This window comes from Pseudomonas sp. PS01300 (genome assembly GCF_029960155.1).
Lineage (GTDB): Bacteria > Pseudomonadota > Gammaproteobacteria > Pseudomonadales > Pseudomonadaceae > Aquipseudomonas > Aquipseudomonas palmensis.
The window spans coordinates 1-15,477 of the sequence record NZ_JASCPN010000017.1; the positions used below are offsets into that span (position 1 = coordinate 1).

General features: G+C 66.1%; 12 protein-coding genes. 4 read left to right on the top strand and 8 right to left on the bottom strand.

Translation table 11 applies throughout. From position 1 onward, the window contains the following. Nucleotides 1-102: 102 nt before the first annotated feature. Genes QMX96_RS11245 through QMX96_RS11260 form a run of 4 tightly spaced genes read right to left on the bottom strand, consistent with a single transcriptional unit; the run spans nucleotide 103 to nucleotide 6,420 of the window. The gene (locus tag QMX96_RS11245) at nucleotides 103-1,485 is read right to left on the bottom strand and encodes a heavy metal sensor histidine kinase (RefSeq protein ID WP_104572934.1); all 1,383 of its coding nucleotides are present in this window, start codon (nucleotides 1,483-1,485) and stop codon (nucleotides 103-105) included. Further along, complete coding sequence (locus QMX96_RS11250) at nucleotides 1,460-2,134, bottom strand: heavy metal response regulator transcription factor (protein WP_282361798.1); 675 nt, start codon at nucleotides 2,132-2,134, stop codon at nucleotides 1,460-1,462. The genes QMX96_RS11245 and QMX96_RS11250 overlap by 26 nt, the downstream gene beginning before the upstream one ends. A 9-nt stretch (nucleotides 2,135-2,143) precedes the next feature. Continuing rightward, the gene (locus tag QMX96_RS11255) at nucleotides 2,144-5,245 is read right to left on the bottom strand and encodes a multidrug efflux RND transporter permease subunit (RefSeq protein ID WP_043864395.1); all 3,102 of its coding nucleotides are present in this window, start codon (nucleotides 5,243-5,245) and stop codon (nucleotides 2,144-2,146) included. Next, nucleotides 5,242-6,420 carry an efflux RND transporter periplasmic adaptor subunit gene (locus tag QMX96_RS11260; RefSeq protein ID WP_282361800.1) on the bottom strand — a complete coding sequence of 393 codons (1,179 nt, stop codon included), beginning with the start codon at nucleotides 6,418-6,420 and terminating at the stop codon, nucleotides 5,242-5,244. Before QMX96_RS11260 ends, QMX96_RS11255 begins: the two co-directional genes overlap by 4 nt. Before the next feature lie 211 nt (nucleotides 6,421-6,631). Between QMX96_RS11260 and QMX96_RS11265 the strand changes: the two genes are divergently transcribed. Then, nucleotides 6,632-8,215, top strand: coding sequence for a PAS domain-containing methyl-accepting chemotaxis protein (locus QMX96_RS11265; RefSeq protein ID WP_282361801.1), 1,584 nt, complete (start codon nucleotides 6,632-6,634; stop codon nucleotides 8,213-8,215). Between the two features lie 7 nt (nucleotides 8,216-8,222). Here the strand turns inward: QMX96_RS11265 and QMX96_RS11270 are convergent, their stop codons facing one another. The 4 genes from QMX96_RS11270 to norR all read right to left on the bottom strand — a co-directional run bounded on the left by QMX96_RS11270 (nucleotide 8,223) and on the right by norR (nucleotide 11,948). Then, a complete protein-coding gene (locus QMX96_RS11270) occupies nucleotides 8,223-8,984 on the bottom strand; it encodes a YkgJ family cysteine cluster protein (protein ID WP_229589518.1) in 762 nt (253 codons plus the stop codon). Continuing rightward, complete coding sequence (locus tag QMX96_RS11275; RefSeq protein ID WP_043864399.1) at nucleotides 8,963-9,268, bottom strand: hypothetical protein; 306 nt, start codon at nucleotides 9,266-9,268, stop codon at nucleotides 8,963-8,965. Before QMX96_RS11275 ends, QMX96_RS11270 begins: the two co-directional genes overlap by 22 nt. A gap of 151 nt (nucleotides 9,269-9,419) precedes the next feature. Beyond that, a complete protein-coding gene (locus QMX96_RS11280; protein ID WP_043864400.1) occupies nucleotides 9,420-10,319 on the bottom strand; it encodes a chemotaxis protein in 900 nt (299 codons plus the stop codon). An 81-nt stretch (nucleotides 10,320-10,400) separates the two neighbouring features. Beyond that, complete coding sequence (gene norR, locus QMX96_RS11285; protein WP_236177018.1) at nucleotides 10,401-11,948, bottom strand: nitric oxide reductase transcriptional regulator NorR; 1,548 nt, start codon at nucleotides 11,946-11,948, stop codon at nucleotides 10,401-10,403. A 155-nt stretch (nucleotides 11,949-12,103) separates the two neighbouring features. Here norR and hmpA point away from each other — a divergent pair, with 155 nt between their 5' ends. From hmpA to cyoA, 3 genes are all read left to right on the top strand, one after another. Beyond that, complete coding sequence (gene hmpA / locus QMX96_RS11290; protein ID WP_088515291.1) at nucleotides 12,104-13,285, top strand: NO-inducible flavohemoprotein; 1,182 nt, start codon at nucleotides 12,104-12,106, stop codon at nucleotides 13,283-13,285. Nucleotides 13,286-13,466: 181 nt separating this feature from the next. Beyond that, nucleotides 13,467-13,973, top strand: coding sequence for a disulfide bond formation protein B (locus tag QMX96_RS11295; protein ID WP_043864403.1), 507 nt, complete (start codon nucleotides 13,467-13,469; stop codon nucleotides 13,971-13,973). Between the two features lie 562 nt (nucleotides 13,974-14,535). Continuing rightward, nucleotides 14,536-15,477, top strand: coding sequence for a ubiquinol oxidase subunit II (gene cyoA / locus QMX96_RS11300; protein WP_043864404.1), 942 nt, complete (start codon nucleotides 14,536-14,538; stop codon nucleotides 15,475-15,477).

Here is a 15,477-nt window from a genome sequence, read left to right on the forward strand (position 1 = left end):
GGCAACAGTCGAGCGCAGCGTTTGGCCCATCGCGGGTTAAGCTCGCTCCCACAGTGTGTTCGCTGGCCCTTGTGGGAGCGGGCTTGACCCGCGATGGGGGCTTCAGGCCGGCAACAGAATCCCGAAGGTATTGGCCCCCGCCTGGCTGCGGGCAAACACGCTGCCGCCATGCATCAGCGCAATCGCCTTGACGATCGCCAGCCCCAGCCCATGGTTGCCCACGGCGCTGTTGCTGCGCGCGGCATCCACCCGGTAGAAGCGCTCGAACAGGCGAGGCAGGTGCACGGCCTCGATGGCCGGGCCCGGGTTGCTCACGGCAATGCATACCTGCTCGCCCTGACGCTCGATATGCACCTGGATCACCTGCTGGCGGGCCGTGTGCTGCACCGCATTGTTGAGCAGGTTGATCAGCGCCCGGCGCAACTGCGCCTTCTCGATGCGCGCCCGTGCATCGCCGCTGACCTGCACCCGTACCTGGGCGTCCTCGAGGATGTAGTCCAGGTAGTCCAGGGTGGTCGCCACTTCCTCGGCCAGCGAGCTGCTGGTCAGCGCGGTGGCCTTGTTGCCCTGGTCGGCACTGGCCAGGAACAGCATGTCGTTGACGATGCTGCGCAGCCGCTCCAGTTCCTCCAGGTTCGATTGCAGTACCTCGAAGTAATGTTCGGCGCTGCGACCGCGGGTCAGCGCCACCTGGGTCTGGCCGATCAGGTTGGTCAGGGGCGAGCGCAGCTCATGGGCCACGTCGGCATTGAACCCCTCCAGGCGTGAATAGGCCTGCTCGACCCGCTCCAGGGTGGCATTGAAGGTGCCGGCGAACTGTTGCAGCTCTGGCGGCAGGTCGGCCGCATACAGGCGTGCGCTCAGGTGCGGTGGCGCCAGTTGCTGGGCCTCGGCCGAGAGCGCCCGCAGCGGGCGCAGGCCGATACGCGCGGCCCAGTAGCCCAGGGCCGAGGCCAGCAGCACGCCGATCACCGCCAGGCTGATCAATGCCCCCAGCAGGGTGTGCTGGGTGTGCCAGAAGGTTTCGGTATCGATGCCGAGCAGAAAGCGCAGGGCAGGGCGCCGGTCCAGCGCCGGCAGCTCGCTCACCAGCACCTTGTACGGGTACGGCCGACCCTCCAGCTGCAGGTCGCGCATGCCCAGCGGGCCGGCGGCAAAGTCGCGTAGCGCGGCGTCGGGCTGGCCGTACTCGTAGTGCGCGTCGCCACTCACCACCCAGAAGCGGATACGCCGGTCTTCCTCGCTCAGCAGGTTGAGCTTGTTGGTGATCTTGGCCCAGTGCTCCCGGGTGCCATAGCGGGTCAGCGCCGATTCCAGCACGCTGTAGCGGGCGTCCAGCTCGGCCTCCGGCAGCAGGTCGAGGCTGCGGTCGACCTGTTTGTACAGGGCACCGCCGATCAACAGGAACACGCCCAGCGCCACCAGGCTGAACAGCAGGCTCAGGCGCAGGGCGATGGAGTTAGTGCGCACGGCTTTCCAGTACATAGCCCATGCCTCGGATGGTGTGCAGCAGCTTGGTCTCGAACGGGCCGTCGAGCTTGGCGCGCAGGCGCTTGATGGCGACTTCCACCACGTTGGCGTCGCTGTCGAAGTTGATGTCCCACACCAGCTCGGCAATCGCGGTCTTGGACAGGATCTCGCCCTGGCGGCGCGCCAGCACGTTGAGCAGCGAGAACTCCTTGGCGGTCAGTTCCAGGCGCTGGCCGGCGCGGCTGGCCTTGCGGCTGATCAGGTCCACCCACAGGTCCGCGACCTGGATCTGCACCGGCTCGTGCCCGCCGCTGCGGCGGGTCAGCGCCTGCAGGCGCGCCACCAGTTCGAGGAACGAGAACGGCTTGCCCAGGTAGTCGTCGGCGCCTTCGCGCAGGCCGCGGATGCGGTCTTCGACGCGCTCGCGGGCGGTGAGCATGATCACCGGCGTCTGCTTGCGTGCACGCAGGGCGCGCAGTACGCCGTAGCCATCCAGGCCCGGCAGCATCACGTCGAGCACGATCACCGAGTAGTCGCCCTCGAGGGCCAGGTGCAGGCCCTCGATGCCGTCCGGGGCGAGGTCCACGGTAAAGCCTTGTTCGGTGAGGCCGCGATGCAGGTAGTCGGCGGTCTTCTGTTCGTCTTCGATAATCAGCACGCGCATGGTCGGCTCTCAGTTCTCGATCGGCCGGGCCGCCGGCAGGTCGTTGCGGCGGCGGTGGAACAGGCGCTCCAGGGCCAAGTATATGACCGGCGTGGTGAACAGTGTCAGCGCCTGGCTGACCAGCAGCCCGCCCACCACCGCGATGCCCAGCGGCTGGCGCAGCTCGGCCCCGGCCCCGGCGCCGAGCATCAGTGGCACCGCGCCCAGCAGGGCGGCCAGGGTGGTCATGATGATCGGACGAAAGCGCGTCAGGCACGCCTCGTGGATCGCCGCCTCTGGCGCAAGCCCGCGCTGGCGCTGGGCTTCCAGGGCAAAGTCGATGAGCAGGATGCCGTTCTTCTTGACGATGCCGATCAGCAGCACCACGCCGATCAGGCCCATGATGGTGAAGTCCTGGCCCATCAGCCACAGCAGCGCCAGTGCGCCAAGGCCCGCCGAAGGCAGGGTGGAGATGATGGTCAGCGGGTGCACGAAGCTCTCGTAGAGCACCCCCAGAATGATGTACACCGCCACCAGCGCGGCCAGGATCAGCCACGGCTGGCTCGACAGCGAACTCTGGAAGGCCTGGGCCGCGCCCTGGAAGGTGCCGATGATCGAGGCCGGCATGCCCAGCTCGCGCTGGGTGCGTTCGAGGATGCTCACCGCATCGCCCAGGGCCACCCCCGGTGCCAGGTTGAACGACAGGTTGGCGGCCGGGAACAGCCCGTCGTGGCTGATCGACAGCGGCCCGGTGCTGGGCGCCGCGACCTTGGCCAGCGCTGCCAGCGGCACCATCTCGCCACTGAGGGGCGAGCGCAGGTAGAAGTAGGCCAGGCTCTCGGCCTTGCCACGCTGGCGTGCATCGATTTCCAGGATCACCTTGTACTGGTTGGTCTCGGTCTGGAACTCGCTGATCTGACGCTGGCCGAAGGCGTCGTACAGCGCCTGGTCGACGTCGGCGGTGGTCAGGCCGAAACGCGCGGCGGCCTGGCGGTCGATGTCGATGCGGGTCACGCTGGCGCCCAGCTGCAGGTCGTTGGACAGGTCGCGGAACGCCGGGTTGGCGTGCAGGCGTTCGGTCAGGCGCTGGGTCCACAGGTTGAGCGCCGGGCCGTCGTTGCTCTTGAGCACGTACTGGTACTGGCTGCGGCTGGGCCCAGAGCTGAGGTTGATGTCCTGCCCGGCCCGCAGGTACAGCACCAGGCCCGGCACCTGGGCGGCCTTGGGGCGCAGCCGGTCGATGAACTCACTGGCCGACACGTCGCGCTGGGCAGGGTCCTTGAGGGCGATCCAGAAGCGCCCGTTGGCGATGGTCTGGTTGCTGCCGGTAACCCCCACCGAGTGCGAGAACGCGCGTACCGCAGGGTCGGCCTCGATGATCTTCGCCAGCGCCTGGTGCTTGCGCACCATGTCCGGGTACGACACGTCGGCCGCGGCCTCGGTGGTGCCGAGGATGAAGCCGGTGTCCTGCACCGGAAAGAAGCCCTTGGGAATGGCCACGTAGCCGCCGATGGCCAGGGCCAGGGTCACGAAGAACAGCCCGAGCATCAGCCGCTGGTGCGCCAGGGCCCTGACCAGCAGCCGATCGTAACCGGCCACCAGGCGTTCGCCGAAGGTCGGCGCGGCGTGCTCGGGGTGTTGCGGGCGGCGCATGAACAGCGCGCACAGGGTCGGCGCCAGGGTCAGCGAGACCACCACCGAAATCAGGATGGTGGAGGTGGCGGTGAGGGCGAACTCCTTGAACAGCCGCCCCACCACGCCCCCCATGAACAGCAGCGGGATGAACGCGGCCACCAGCGAGAAGCTGATCGAGACCACGGTGAAGCCGATTTCGCCGGCGCCCTTGAGGGCAGCCGTGCGGCTGTCGTCGCCGGCCTCCAGGTGCCGGTGGATGTTTTCCACCACCACGATGGCATCGTCCACCACAAACCCCACGGCGATGACGATGGCCACCAGGGTCAGGTTGTTCAGGCTGAAGCCGAACAGGTACATCAGCGCGAAGCTGGCCACCAGCGATACCCCCAGCACGCTGGAGACGATCAGCGTGGCCGACCACTGGCGCAGGAACAGCGCCATGACCGCGATCACCAGCAGCACGGCGATCAGCAGGGTGATCTCCACCTCGTGCAGCGAGGCGCGGATGGTCTGGGTGCGGTCGCTGAGCACCGACACCTGCACCGATGCCGGGAGCATTTCCTCCAGGTGCGGCAGCGCCTGCATGACCCGGTCCACGGTGTCGACGATGTTGGCCCCGGGCTGGCGGAACACCACCAGGTTGAGGCCTTCCTGGTCGCCGGACCAGGCTTTGACATAGGCGTTTTCGGCGCCGTTGATGACCGTGGCCACGTCCTTGAGGTGCACCGGGGCGCCGTCGCGGTAGGCGACGATGAGCTGGGCGTATTCATCGGGGTGGAACAACTGGTCGTTGGTGGCCAGGGTCGACACGCTGCTGTCGCCGTACAGCGCGCCCTTGGCCAGGTTGAGGCTGGTCTGCTGGATGGCCTGGCGCAGGTCGGCCAGGGTCAGGCCGATGGCGGCGAGTTTTTCCGGCTGGGCCTGCACGCGAATCGCCGGGCGCTGCTGGCCGGTGATGTTGACCAGCCCGACCCCGTCGATCTGGCTCAGCTGGCGTGCCAGCAGGGTTTCGGCGTAGTCGCTCAGTTCGTTGGCCGGCATCTGCGCGGAGCTGACGGTCATGATCAGCACCGGGCTGTCGGCCGGGTTGACCTTGCGCCAGGTGGGCAGGCTCGGCATGTCCTGGGGCAGGCGCGAGGAGGCGGTGTTGATCGCGGCCTGGACTTCCTGGGCGGCGGTGTCGATGTTCTTGTCGAGGGTGAACTGCAGGATCAGGCTGGTGGAGCCCAGTGCGCTGCTGGAGGTCATCTGGGTCATGCCGGGGATGGCGCTGAACTGCACCTCCAGCGGGGTGGCCACCGACGAGGCCATGGTCTCGGGGCTGGCGCCGGGCAGCTGCGCGCTGACCTGAATGGTGGGGAAGTCCGCCTCGGGCAGCGGTGCCACCGGCAACTGCGGGAACGCCACCACGCCCAGCAGCACCAGGGCGAAGGTCAGCAGCAGGGTGGCCACCGGGCGGTCGATGCACCACGCACTGATCGAGCTGCGCCCGCTCATGGCTGCACACCGCTGCCGGCAACATCGTCGCCGACGGGCGCGGCGGGCGGGGCTGCCAGCACCTCGACCCGGGCGCCGGGCCTGAGCCGCGACTGCCCGTCGGCCACCAGCGTGTCGTTGACCGCTACGCCGCTGATCACGTTGAGGTTGCTGTCCTGATACAGCACCTTGACCGGCACCACCGCGACCTTGTCGCCCTCGACGCGGTACACGAAGTGCTGGTCGATGCCCCGCTGCACCACGCCGGGGGGCACCACCAGCGCATCGCGCTGGATGCTGGTCTGGATCTTCAGGCTCACCAGTTGCCCCGGCCACAGGCGGGCCTGGGCATTGTCGAACGCGGCCTTGGCGCGCAGGGTGCCGGTGTTGGCGGCGATCTGGTTGTCGATCAGGCTCAGGTGCCCTTCACCCAGCAGCAGGCCGCCGCTGTCGCCGTTGCCTTCGAGGTAGGCACGGATCGGCGCCGGGGGTTCGGCGGCCACCAGCCCCTGCAGGGTCGGCAGCCATTGCTGCGGCACGGCGAACTCCACCGCAATGGGGTCGATCTGGGTCACGCTGAACAGGCCCTGGGCGTCGCTGGTGCGCACCAGGTTGCCTTCGTCGATGTTGCGAATGCCCACCCGTCCGGTGACCGGCGAGCGGATCTGGGTGTACGACAACTGCACCTTGGCCGCTGCGATCGCTGCCTGGTTGCCGAGGATGCTTGCCTTGAGCTGGTTGACCAGCGCCTGCTGCTGGTCGAGGGTCTGGCGCGAGATGCCGTTGTCTTCGCTGAGCAGGCGGTAGCGCCTGAGGTCGACCTCGGCCACCTGCTGCTGGGCCTGGCTCTGGCCCAGTTGCGCCTGGGCCTGCTCGAGGCTGGCGCGGATGCTGCGGTCATCCAGGGTGGCCAGCAGGTCACCGGCCTGCACCGGCTGGCCCTCCTTGACCAGGATCCGGGTCAGCACGCCCTCCACCTGGGGGCGGATCTGCACGCTGTGCAGCGACTGCACCGCGCCGATGGCGCTGAGGTAGTGCGGCACATCCTGCTGCTGCACCTGGATCACACTGACCGGGGTGGCCACGGGCATGGCCGGTGGGCTGGCCGTGTGGCGACCGAAAGTCAGGTACAGCGCCAGGCCCAGCAGCAACGCTATCAGGCCGAAAAAAAACACTCGAGAGCTGGAAATTCGCATGCGTGCACGGCGCCAGGGCAGAAAAAGGAGGGCTGTCAGTAGGTTATAGCTGCTACTGGGGGTCAGCAGTGTGACGCCCACCTGTCAGCGCTGTCAGCTGGCAGATGGCCAAGTGCCAATAGTCTGCGCTGGATCAAGGTTTTACTAAATGTTGCCCCGTAGAGTCTCTCGCCCTGCCGCCCCTCCACCTATAAAAACGCGAGCGCTTTCGATGAAGAGCAATCTGCCTGTGACCGGCCGCAATGTAGATTACCCCGGTGACGCGAATATCCTTTCCACCACCGATCTGACCAGCGCCATTACCTATGCCAACGAGGATTTTCTCAAGGTCAGCGGGTTCGAGCGCGACGAGCTGATTGGCCAGTTGCACCATGTGGTACGCCATCCCGACATGCCTTCCCAGGCCTTTGCGCAGATGTGGCAGACCCTCAAGGCCGGCCGCTCGTGGATGGGGCTGGTGAAGAACCGCTGCAAGAATGGCGACCATTACTGGGTCAGCGCATTCGTGTCGCCGGTCACCAGCCAGGGCCAGACGGTGGAGTACCAGTCGGTGCGCACCAAGCCCACCCCGGCGCAGGTGGAGGCCGCCGAAAGTTGCTATGCACGCTTGCGCCAGCAGCGCCCGTTGCCCTGGTGGCAACGCCTGCCGCGCCCTGGCCTGGCGTTGCAGCTGGGGCTGGGCACAGGCCTGGTGCTGGCAGTGGTGCTGGGCACCAGCCGCCTGCTGTTGCCGGCGCTGCCGTGGCAGTGGCTGCTGGAGCTGGTGGCCGCCGGTGGGCTCAGTGCGCTGCTGGTGTCGGTGCTGCTGCGCCCACTGGAACAACTACGGGTGCGGGCGCAGTCGATTGCCGACAACCCGTTGAGCCAGCAGTTGTATACCGGCAAGGCGGGCGCCGTGGGGCAGATCGAGTTCGCCCTGCTGATGCTCGAGGCGCAGATCGGGGCGGTGGTGGGGCGCATTGGCGACACCTCGCAGCGCCTGGCCGGCCACACCGCAGAGCTGGCCCAGCACCTGCAGCACAGCCACACCACCACCCTGGGCCAGCAGGGCGAGGCCGATCAGGTGGCGGCGGCAATCAACCAGATGACCACCAGCGTGGCCGAGGTGGCCAGCAATGCCCAGCAGGCTTCGGAGGCCGCCGAGCATGCCGAGGATGCCACCCAGAATGGTCATCAGCTGGTGGACCGCAGCCGCAGCAGCATCCTCGAACTGGCCAGCGCACTGAGCGCTGCCACCGAGGTTATCCACACCCTGGAAGGCCACAGCATGGAAATTTCCGGGGTGCTGTCGGTTATCCACAGCATCGCCGAGCAGACCAACCTGCTGGCACTGAACGCGGCCATCGAGGCGGCGCGGGCGGGGGATCAGGGGCGTGGCTTTGCGGTGGTCGCCGATGAGGTGCGCGGCCTGGCCAAGCGCACGGCCGAGTCCACCGGCGAAATCCAGCGCATGATCAGCGCCTTGCAGCGCGGCACCCGCGATGCGGTGCAGGCCATGCACGAGAGCCGCGAGCATGCCGGGCAGAGCGTCGAGCAGGCGCAGCAGGCGGCGGTGGCGCTGGACGGCATCAGCCAGCAGGTCAACCAGATCAGCGAGATGAGCCTGCAGATTGCTGCGGCGGTGGAGCAGCAGAGCCTGGTCAGCGAAGACATCAACCGCAACATCATCAGCATTCGCCAGGCCAGCGAAGAGAGCGTGGTGGCCGGTCAGCACGGGCATGCCAACGCCAGCGACGTGGCCGGCCTGGCCGAAGACCTGCGGCGCCTGGCCGAGGAGTTCTGGCAGCGCCGTTAGGCGCCGCTCAGAAACCGATGAAGCTGTAGTGGCCAGCCGATGTGCTGCACACCCGGGCGCCAGCCTGATGCAGTTGCTCGACCAGTGCCGGGTTTTCCACGTGCAGGGTCCAGGGCGCCAGCGCGGCGTTGTCCGGGGCATGCAGGGCGGCGTGCAGCGCCCCGGTGTCGGGCAGGTAGGCGGTGAAGCCGTTGCCCTTGAGCGCGCTGGTGGTGATGCCCAGTTGCTGGCAGATCTGCACTTTGGCGTGGATATCGTCGCGGTCGGCCTGGCGCGAGCGCTCGATCAGCTCGGCCAGTTGGCGGTCCATCAACTGGCTGCCGTGGATCAGTACCGGGCCGCGTTGCCAGGCTTCGGTCGGGCAGTCCTTGGCGTCGGGGCGCAACGGGATGTGCGGGTTGATTTCCATCGGGTAGATGCGGCACACCAGCGGCCGGCGCTCATAGATGCGGCACAGGTTGTCGGCATCCAGATTGCGGCAGGCGCCGGGGTTGAACGCGGCGAAGGTGATGGCCACGTGTGCCTGGGTACTGCCGCAGGGCACGGCGCAGGCACGGCGGGTGGCGTGCTCGCGCTGGGCGTCGGGCAGGCCCAGGCCGTTGGCCAGAAAGGCTTCCACCAGCACGATGAGCTGGCCGCCATCTGCCACCCAGTGGCGCGCTTCGTCGAGGGTCAGGGGAACGTGGTGGCCATTGCAGCATTTGCCACAGCCGGTGCAGTCGAACTGGAGTGAGGTTGCAGCGCTGGTCACGGTTTGGCGGGGGTCCATTCGGTGATGAAGGCAGTCTTGCGCTGCTTGTCGAACAGGCACAGCTCGCTGCCTTTCTGGTTCTTCATGTGCTTTTGCGGGTAGTGGCCGCTGATCAGCAGGGCACTGTAGCCGACGCGGTCGTCGAACTCGGCCGGCTTGCTGGCGGGCCGGGCATCCTTGAACTGGCTGGCGGCGAGGCAGGCCCTGGTCAGGGCTTGTTCGTGGTCGGCCCAGGCCTGGTCGCTGGAGGCATGGGCGCCGAGGCTGAACAGGGCCAGCAGGGCGAAGGTGAGGGCTTTCATGATGGGCGGCTCATGAGGGGAGAGGCCGCTGATTATGCCAGAGCATCGGTTTTTGCAGGAGCAGGAGCGTTTCAGCGTTTGTCCTGGCCTCTTCGCCGGCAAGGGATCACGGCCCCTGTAGGCGCCGGCCTTGCCGGCGAAGGGGGCCGGCTCAGCGCTCGGCGAAAGCCACCGCCCGCGCTGCCACGATCAGGCAATCGGTGAGTTCCGGCGAGGAGAACTTGGTCAGCACCGCGTTCGCCCCTGCCAGCCGGGCTTTCTCGCTGTTCATCGCACTGTCCAGCGAGGTGTGCAGCAGTACGTAGAGGTGCTGGAAGTCAGGCGTTTCGCGCAGCGTGCGAGTGAAGGCGTAGCCGTCCATCTCGGACATCTCGATGTCCGAGACCACCACGTTGATCTCCCGGTCGGTACCCTGCAGCTCCAGCAGGGTGTCGATGGCATCCTTGGCGCTCTTGGCGGTGTGGCATTCCAGCCCCAGGCCGCGCAGGGTCAGCACCGACTGGTGGAGTGCCACATGGCTGTCATCGACCACCAGTATGTTGGTGGCCTGCAGAACGGCGGCGTCTTCGGGGTTCAGCTCGCTGCTGCTCACTTCACGCGGCGGCGGCGCAATGCCGTGAATGACCTTTTCGATGTCCAGCACCTGCACCAGCGTGCCGTCCACCTGGGTTACCCCGGTGATGAATGCCTTGCTGCTCGACCCGTAGGGCGGCGGCTTGATGTCGGTACTCAGGCAATGCACGATGCGGCTTACCGCCTGCACGTGCAGGCCCTGCTTGGAGCGGCTGATGTCGGTGACGATCAGGCAGCCGCCGTTGGGGTCTTCCAGCGGGCGCTCGCCGATGGCGCGCGACAGGTCGATGACCGACAGCGAGTTGCCCCGCAGGGTGGCCACGCCTTTGACGTGCGGGTGCGATTCCGGGAGCTTGGTCAGGGGCGGGCAAGGGATGATCTCGCTGACCTTGAGCAGGTTGATTGCCATCAGCTTGCCGCTGCGCAGGGTGAACAGCAGCAGCGACAGCGAGTCGGCGCGGGCATTTTGCGAGGCCATAGGCACCTTCAGGGCAAAGAGAATAAGGGATCTGCCGGGTTATCGACCCGAGCACGCCAGGCTTTAATCCGCCACTGCACTTCAGCGTAGCCCCAGTCGGCGGGCCAGGCGGCTGAGGTTGGCGCGGTCCAGGCCCAGCTCGCGCGCGGCACTGGCCCAGTTGTGCTGGTGGCGCTCCAGGCAGGCTTCGATCAGCTGGCGCTGGTACAGGTCCAGGGCCTGGCGCAGGTCGGTGCCGGGCGGCGGTGGCAGTGGCGCCGCCACGCTGGGCGCTGCGCCCGGGCCGGCGCTGGGCAGGTCGAAGTCGCGGGCCTCCAGGGTCAGGATCTTCGGCCGCTCGGGGTGCTGGCCCAGCGCCTTGAGCGACGAGCGGCCGATCAGGTGCTCCAGTTCGCGCACATTGCCCGGCCAGTCGTACGCCAGTAGCGCGGCCTGGGCATCGCTGCTCAGGCGCAGGCTGTTCAGGCCCATGCGCGAGCGGTTCTGCTCCAGGAAGTAGCCGCTGAGCAGCAGCACGTCGCGCCCGCGCTCGCGCAGCGCCGGCACCCGCAGCGGGTACACGCTCAGGCGGTGGTAGAAGTCGGCGCGGTAGCGCCCGGCACGCACTTCCTCGGCCAGGTCGCGGTTGGTGGCGGCAATCAGGCGTACATCCACCTGGTGCTCCTGGTCCGAGCCCAGGCGCTGCAGCTGTCCGCTTTGCAGCACGCGCAGCAACTTGGCCTGCACGGCCAGCGACAGTTCGCCCACTTCGTCGAGAAACAGTGTGCCGCCGTTGGCCAGCTCGAACTTGCCGCGTCGCTCGCCCACCGCGCCGGTGAAGGCGCCGCGCACATGGCCGAACAGCTCACTCTCGACCAGGGTGTCGGGCAAGGCGGCACAGTTGAGGCTGATCATCGGCTTGTCGGCACGCGCCGACTGCTGGTGGATGGCCTGGGCCACCAGCTCCTTGCCGACTCCGGTTTCACCGGTGACCAGTACGGTCAGGTCGCTGCCGGCGACCAGGCGGATCTCTTCGAGCAGGTGCTTGTGGGCCTTGCTCTGGCCGATCAGTTCCTGGTGCTGCTGGCCGCTGGCCTGGCGGTAGATCTCGGCGCGCTGGTGTTCGTCTTCGGCGCGCAGGGCCAGGCGTTCGATACGTTGCGCCACGTTGACCGTGGCGGCGGCCAGGCTGGCGAAGGCCTGCAGGGCGTCCAGCTCGACCTGCTGGAAGCGCTCCGGGGCCAGCGCATCGAGGGTGATCAGGCCCCAGGGCCGTTCGTCGACGAACAGCGGGCAGCCCATGCAGTCGTGTACCTCCAGGTGCTGGTGCAGGCCCTCGACCAGGCCGTCGTAGGGGTCGGGCAGTTGGCTGTCGCTGGCAAAGCGGGTCGGCTCGCTGCGGCTGAGCAGGGCGGCGAAGCGCGGGTGTTCGCTGACCTTGAAGCGCCGGCCCAGGGTGTCGGGGCTCAGGCCGTCCACCGCCAGGGGGACCAGCCATTCGCCATCCAGGCGCAGCAGCGCGGCGGCGTCGCATGGCAACAGGGCGCGCATGGCTTCGAGCAGGCGACGGTAGCGTTCGCGTTCGGGCAGCTCGCGAGACAGGTCGCTGACCAGGGGCAGCAGTGCGGTAAGCAGGGATTTTGCGGTCATGATGACTCCTTCGAGTCTTTATGACTCTAGCAGGGCTGTGGTCAATTTGACTCAAAAATATTCAAGCTATTGATTTATATGGATTTAATAGTTGGCACGAAAGCTGAAACAACCCGGGCAGATTATCCAGAAGCCATAAGGCCCGGGAGTTACCCATGCTCAATGCCCAAGATCGTGCCATCGTCAAAGCCACCGTTCCGCTGCTGGAAAGCGGCGGCGAGGCGCTGACCACGCATTTCTACAAACTGATGCTCAGCGAATACCCCGAGGTGCGTCCGTTGTTCAACCAGGCCAACCAGGCCAGCGGCGACCAGCCGCGGGCGCTGGCCAATGGCGTACTGATGTATGCACGCCATATCGACCAGCTCGAGCAACTGGGCGGCCTGGTGAACCAGATCATCAACAAGCACGTGGCGCTGCAGATCCTGCCCGAGCACTACCCGATCGTCGGCGCCTGCCTGTTGCGTGCCATCGAAGAGGTGCTCGGCAAGGAGATCGCCACCCCCGAGGTGATCGCGGCCTGGGGCGCGGCCTACCAGCAACTGGCCGATATCCTGATCGGCGCCGAAGAGGGCCTGTACCAGCAGAAGGCCCAGGCACCGGGTGGCTGGCGCGGTGCGCGGGCGTTCCGGCTGGCGGCGCGGGTGCAGGAGAGCAGCGAGATCGTCTCGTTTCACTTCGCCCCGCTCGATGGCGGCCCGGTTCTCAAGGGCGAGCCCGGTCAGTACCTGGGCCTGAAGGTGCAGATCGATGGCCAGGAGCACCGGCGCAACTATTCATTGTCGGCGCTGGGTGACGGCCGCGAGTACCGCATCAGCGTCAAGCGCGAGGCGGGCGGCAAGGTGTCCAACTACCTGCATGAGCACCTGCAGGTGGGCGATACCCTGGAGCTGTTCCCGCCGGCGGGCGAGTTCACCCTGAGCGCCAGCGACAAGCCGCTGGTGCTGATCAGCGGCGGGGTAGGGATCACCCCGACCCTGGCGATGCTCGACGCGGCCCTGGCCAGCGGTCGCCTGGTGCACTTCATTCATTGCGCGCGCAACGGTGCGGTGCATGCGTTTCGCGACTGGGTGGACGAACGCGCGGCGCGTCATCCGCAGCTCAAGCGCTTCTATTGCTACGCCGAGGATGACGGGGTGAGCCTGCCGGCCGACGCCGTGGGGCTGCTGAGCCAGGATCAACTGGCGCAGTGGCTGCCGGTCGAGCGTGACCTGGACGCGTACTTCCTGGGGCCCAAGGGCTTCATGGCGGCGATCAGGCGTCAGCTCAAGGCCCTGGGGGTGCCGGAGCAGCAGAGCCGCTACGAGTTCTTCGGGCCGGCGGCGGCACTCGAGTAAGGGCCGGGGCCTGTTCGCCGGCAATGCCGGCGCCTGCAGCTAAGCGTATGTGCTGCAGGCGCCGGCTAAGCTGCCGACCTTAATCTTCTTTTAATCGGTTTAACCTTCACTCCCTGTGGTCATGGTCGGCGTGTAGAATTGCGCCCAGGCTTGAGCCACCTATCTAGTGAAGGGAACGGGAATGAACGATCTAACGCAGCGCCTGAATCGGGAACGGCGCTTTCTGGTACTGCTGGGCGCCATCTGCCTGGCGCTGATCGGCGGTGCCCTGTACATGCAGATCGTGCTGGGCGAGGCACCGTGCCCACTGTGCATCCTGCAGCGCTATGCATTGCTGTTCATCGCCCTGTTCGCCTTCATCGGTGCGGCCATGCCCGGGCGGCGCAGCCTCACGCTGTTCGAGGCCCTGGTGGTGCTGAGCGCCATCGGCGGCATTGCTGCAGCGGGCAACCACGCCTACATTCTGGCCAACCCGGCCGTCAGCTGCGGCATCGACACACTGCAGCCGATCGTCGACGGCCTGCCGCTGGCCTCGGTGCTGCCGCTGGTGTTCCAGGTGGATGGTTTCTGCTCGACGCCGTACCCGCCGGTGCTGGGGCTGTCGCTGGCGCAATGGGCGCTGCTGGCCTTCGTGCTGACCGCCGTGCTGGTGCCGCTGGGCATCTACCGCAACCGTCGCCAGCGTTAGACAAAAGTCCCGTGTCGAGGCAAGTGCTCAGGGCTTGAGAATTTTCCGAAGAAGTCGCCTCCAGGTTGACCTGGATCAAGTCCCAACCCTTGCGGTACGGGCATTTCAGGGCTACAGCCAGGGGTGCGACAAACTGTCGCGAAATTGATTTTTGCTGCGCTATTGTTACGTTTTCTGTAAAGGACTGTTGCTCAATAAGTCATAGTCATGGCCATGTTACGTCACTACAATCGCCCCCAATTTCCGTTCGGCACCGCTTGCGAGTTGCAGGATTAAAGGAGCTCCGGCCCCTTTCGTGACTCTGACGAGCATCGCCTGCGGCGATGCCGGGCTGACCCCCCTCCCGTGATTTTCCGCACCAAATGGAATTGGTCTGTAAACAGGCCTGATTGCCTACGAAGTCAAAACAATAAGCACCGTTGCACACCGGTTCTGCCGAGCAGCCGCAGCTGAATTCCGGCGTGACCGTATTCGATCCCATAAATGCTGACGCTTGGCAGGACGAAGTGTTGGCGACCAAAACACAAATTGCATTGAAGCAAGCTGCTCTAGAGGTCGTGAGATGAGTAAAAAGCGTTACCCCAGACTGTTTGGCATTCTGCCCTTTTTAGGCATGCTTTTACTCAGTGGGTGCAACTGGACCCTGCTCGACCCGAAGGGCCAGGTCGGCATTGAGCAAAGGAACCTGATCCTGATCGCTACCGGCCTGATGTTGCTGGTGGTGATTCCTGTCATTTTCATGACGATCGCGTTCGCGTGGAAGTATCGCGCCTCCAACAAGGCTGCCACCTACACCCCTGACTGGTCGCACTCGACCAAGATCGAAGTGGCCGTATGGTCCATCCCGGTGCTGATCATCATCGCCCTGGGTTATGTCACCTACCTCTCCACCCACAAGCTGGACCCGTACCGTCCACTGGATTCCGACGTGAAGCCGGTGCAGATCGACGTGGTCGCGCTGGACTGGAAATGGCTGTTCATCTACCCGGAACAGGGTATTGCCACGGTCAACAAGATCGTCTTCCCGGCCAACACCCCGGTCAATTTCCGCGTGACCTCCGACGCCGTGATGAACTCGTTCTTCATCCCGGGCCTGGGCGGCCAGATCTACGCGATGGCGGGCATGACCACCAAGCTGCACCTGATTGCCAACCAGAACGCCGAGTTCGACGGGATCTCCGCCAACTACAGCGGTGCCGGCTTCACCGGCATGAAGTTCAAGGCGATCGCCACGTCCCAGGAAGATTTCGAGGCGTGGGTCAACGAGGTCAAGCAGTCGCCGCAACAACTGGACAAGGCCACCTACGAGGCTCTGGCCAAACCTAGCGAAAACAACCCGGTTGCGCTCTACAGCGTGGCCCCGGAAAACATGTTCCAGTCCATCGTCGACAAGTACGAGGGCATGAACCGTGGCAAGCCGGTGGTGCACGAGAAGAAAGAGCACAAAGAAGCGGCCGAAGCGATGGACGTGAGTATGCATTCAGCTGCTGGGGCAGAGGAGTAA

Coding starts and splice junctions, on each gene's coding strand:
- QMX96_RS11265 (WP_282361801.1), top strand. CDS start 6,632: ATGAAGAGCAATCTGCCTGTGACCGGCCGCAATGTAGATTACCCCGGT.
- QMX96_RS11245 (WP_104572934.1), bottom strand. CDS start 1,485: ATGTACTGGAAAGCCGTGCGCACTAACTCCATCGCCCTGCGCCTGAGC.
- norR (WP_236177018.1), bottom strand. CDS start 11,948: ATGACCGCAAAATCCCTGCTTACCGCACTGCTGCCCCTGGTCAGCGAC.
- QMX96_RS11270 (WP_229589518.1), bottom strand. CDS start 8,984: ATGGACCCCCGCCAAACCGTGACCAGCGCTGCAACCTCACTCCAGTTC.
- cyoA (WP_043864404.1), top strand. CDS start 14,536: ATGAGTAAAAAGCGTTACCCCAGACTGTTTGGCATTCTGCCCTTTTTA.
- QMX96_RS11295 (WP_043864403.1), top strand. CDS start 13,467: ATGAACGATCTAACGCAGCGCCTGAATCGGGAACGGCGCTTTCTGGTA.
- hmpA (WP_088515291.1), top strand. CDS start 12,104: ATGCTCAATGCCCAAGATCGTGCCATCGTCAAAGCCACCGTTCCGCTG.
- QMX96_RS11260 (WP_282361800.1), bottom strand. CDS start 6,420: ATGCGAATTTCCAGCTCTCGAGTGTTTTTTTTCGGCCTGATAGCGTTG.
- QMX96_RS11250 (WP_282361798.1), bottom strand. CDS start 2,134: ATGCGCGTGCTGATTATCGAAGACGAACAGAAGACCGCCGACTACCTG.
- QMX96_RS11255 (WP_043864395.1), bottom strand. CDS start 5,245: ATGAGCGGGCGCAGCTCGATCAGTGCGTGGTGCATCGACCGCCCGGTG.
- QMX96_RS11280 (WP_043864400.1), bottom strand. CDS start 10,319: ATGGCCTCGCAAAATGCCCGCGCCGACTCGCTGTCGCTGCTGCTGTTC.
- QMX96_RS11275 (WP_043864399.1), bottom strand. CDS start 9,268: ATGAAAGCCCTCACCTTCGCCCTGCTGGCCCTGTTCAGCCTCGGCGCC.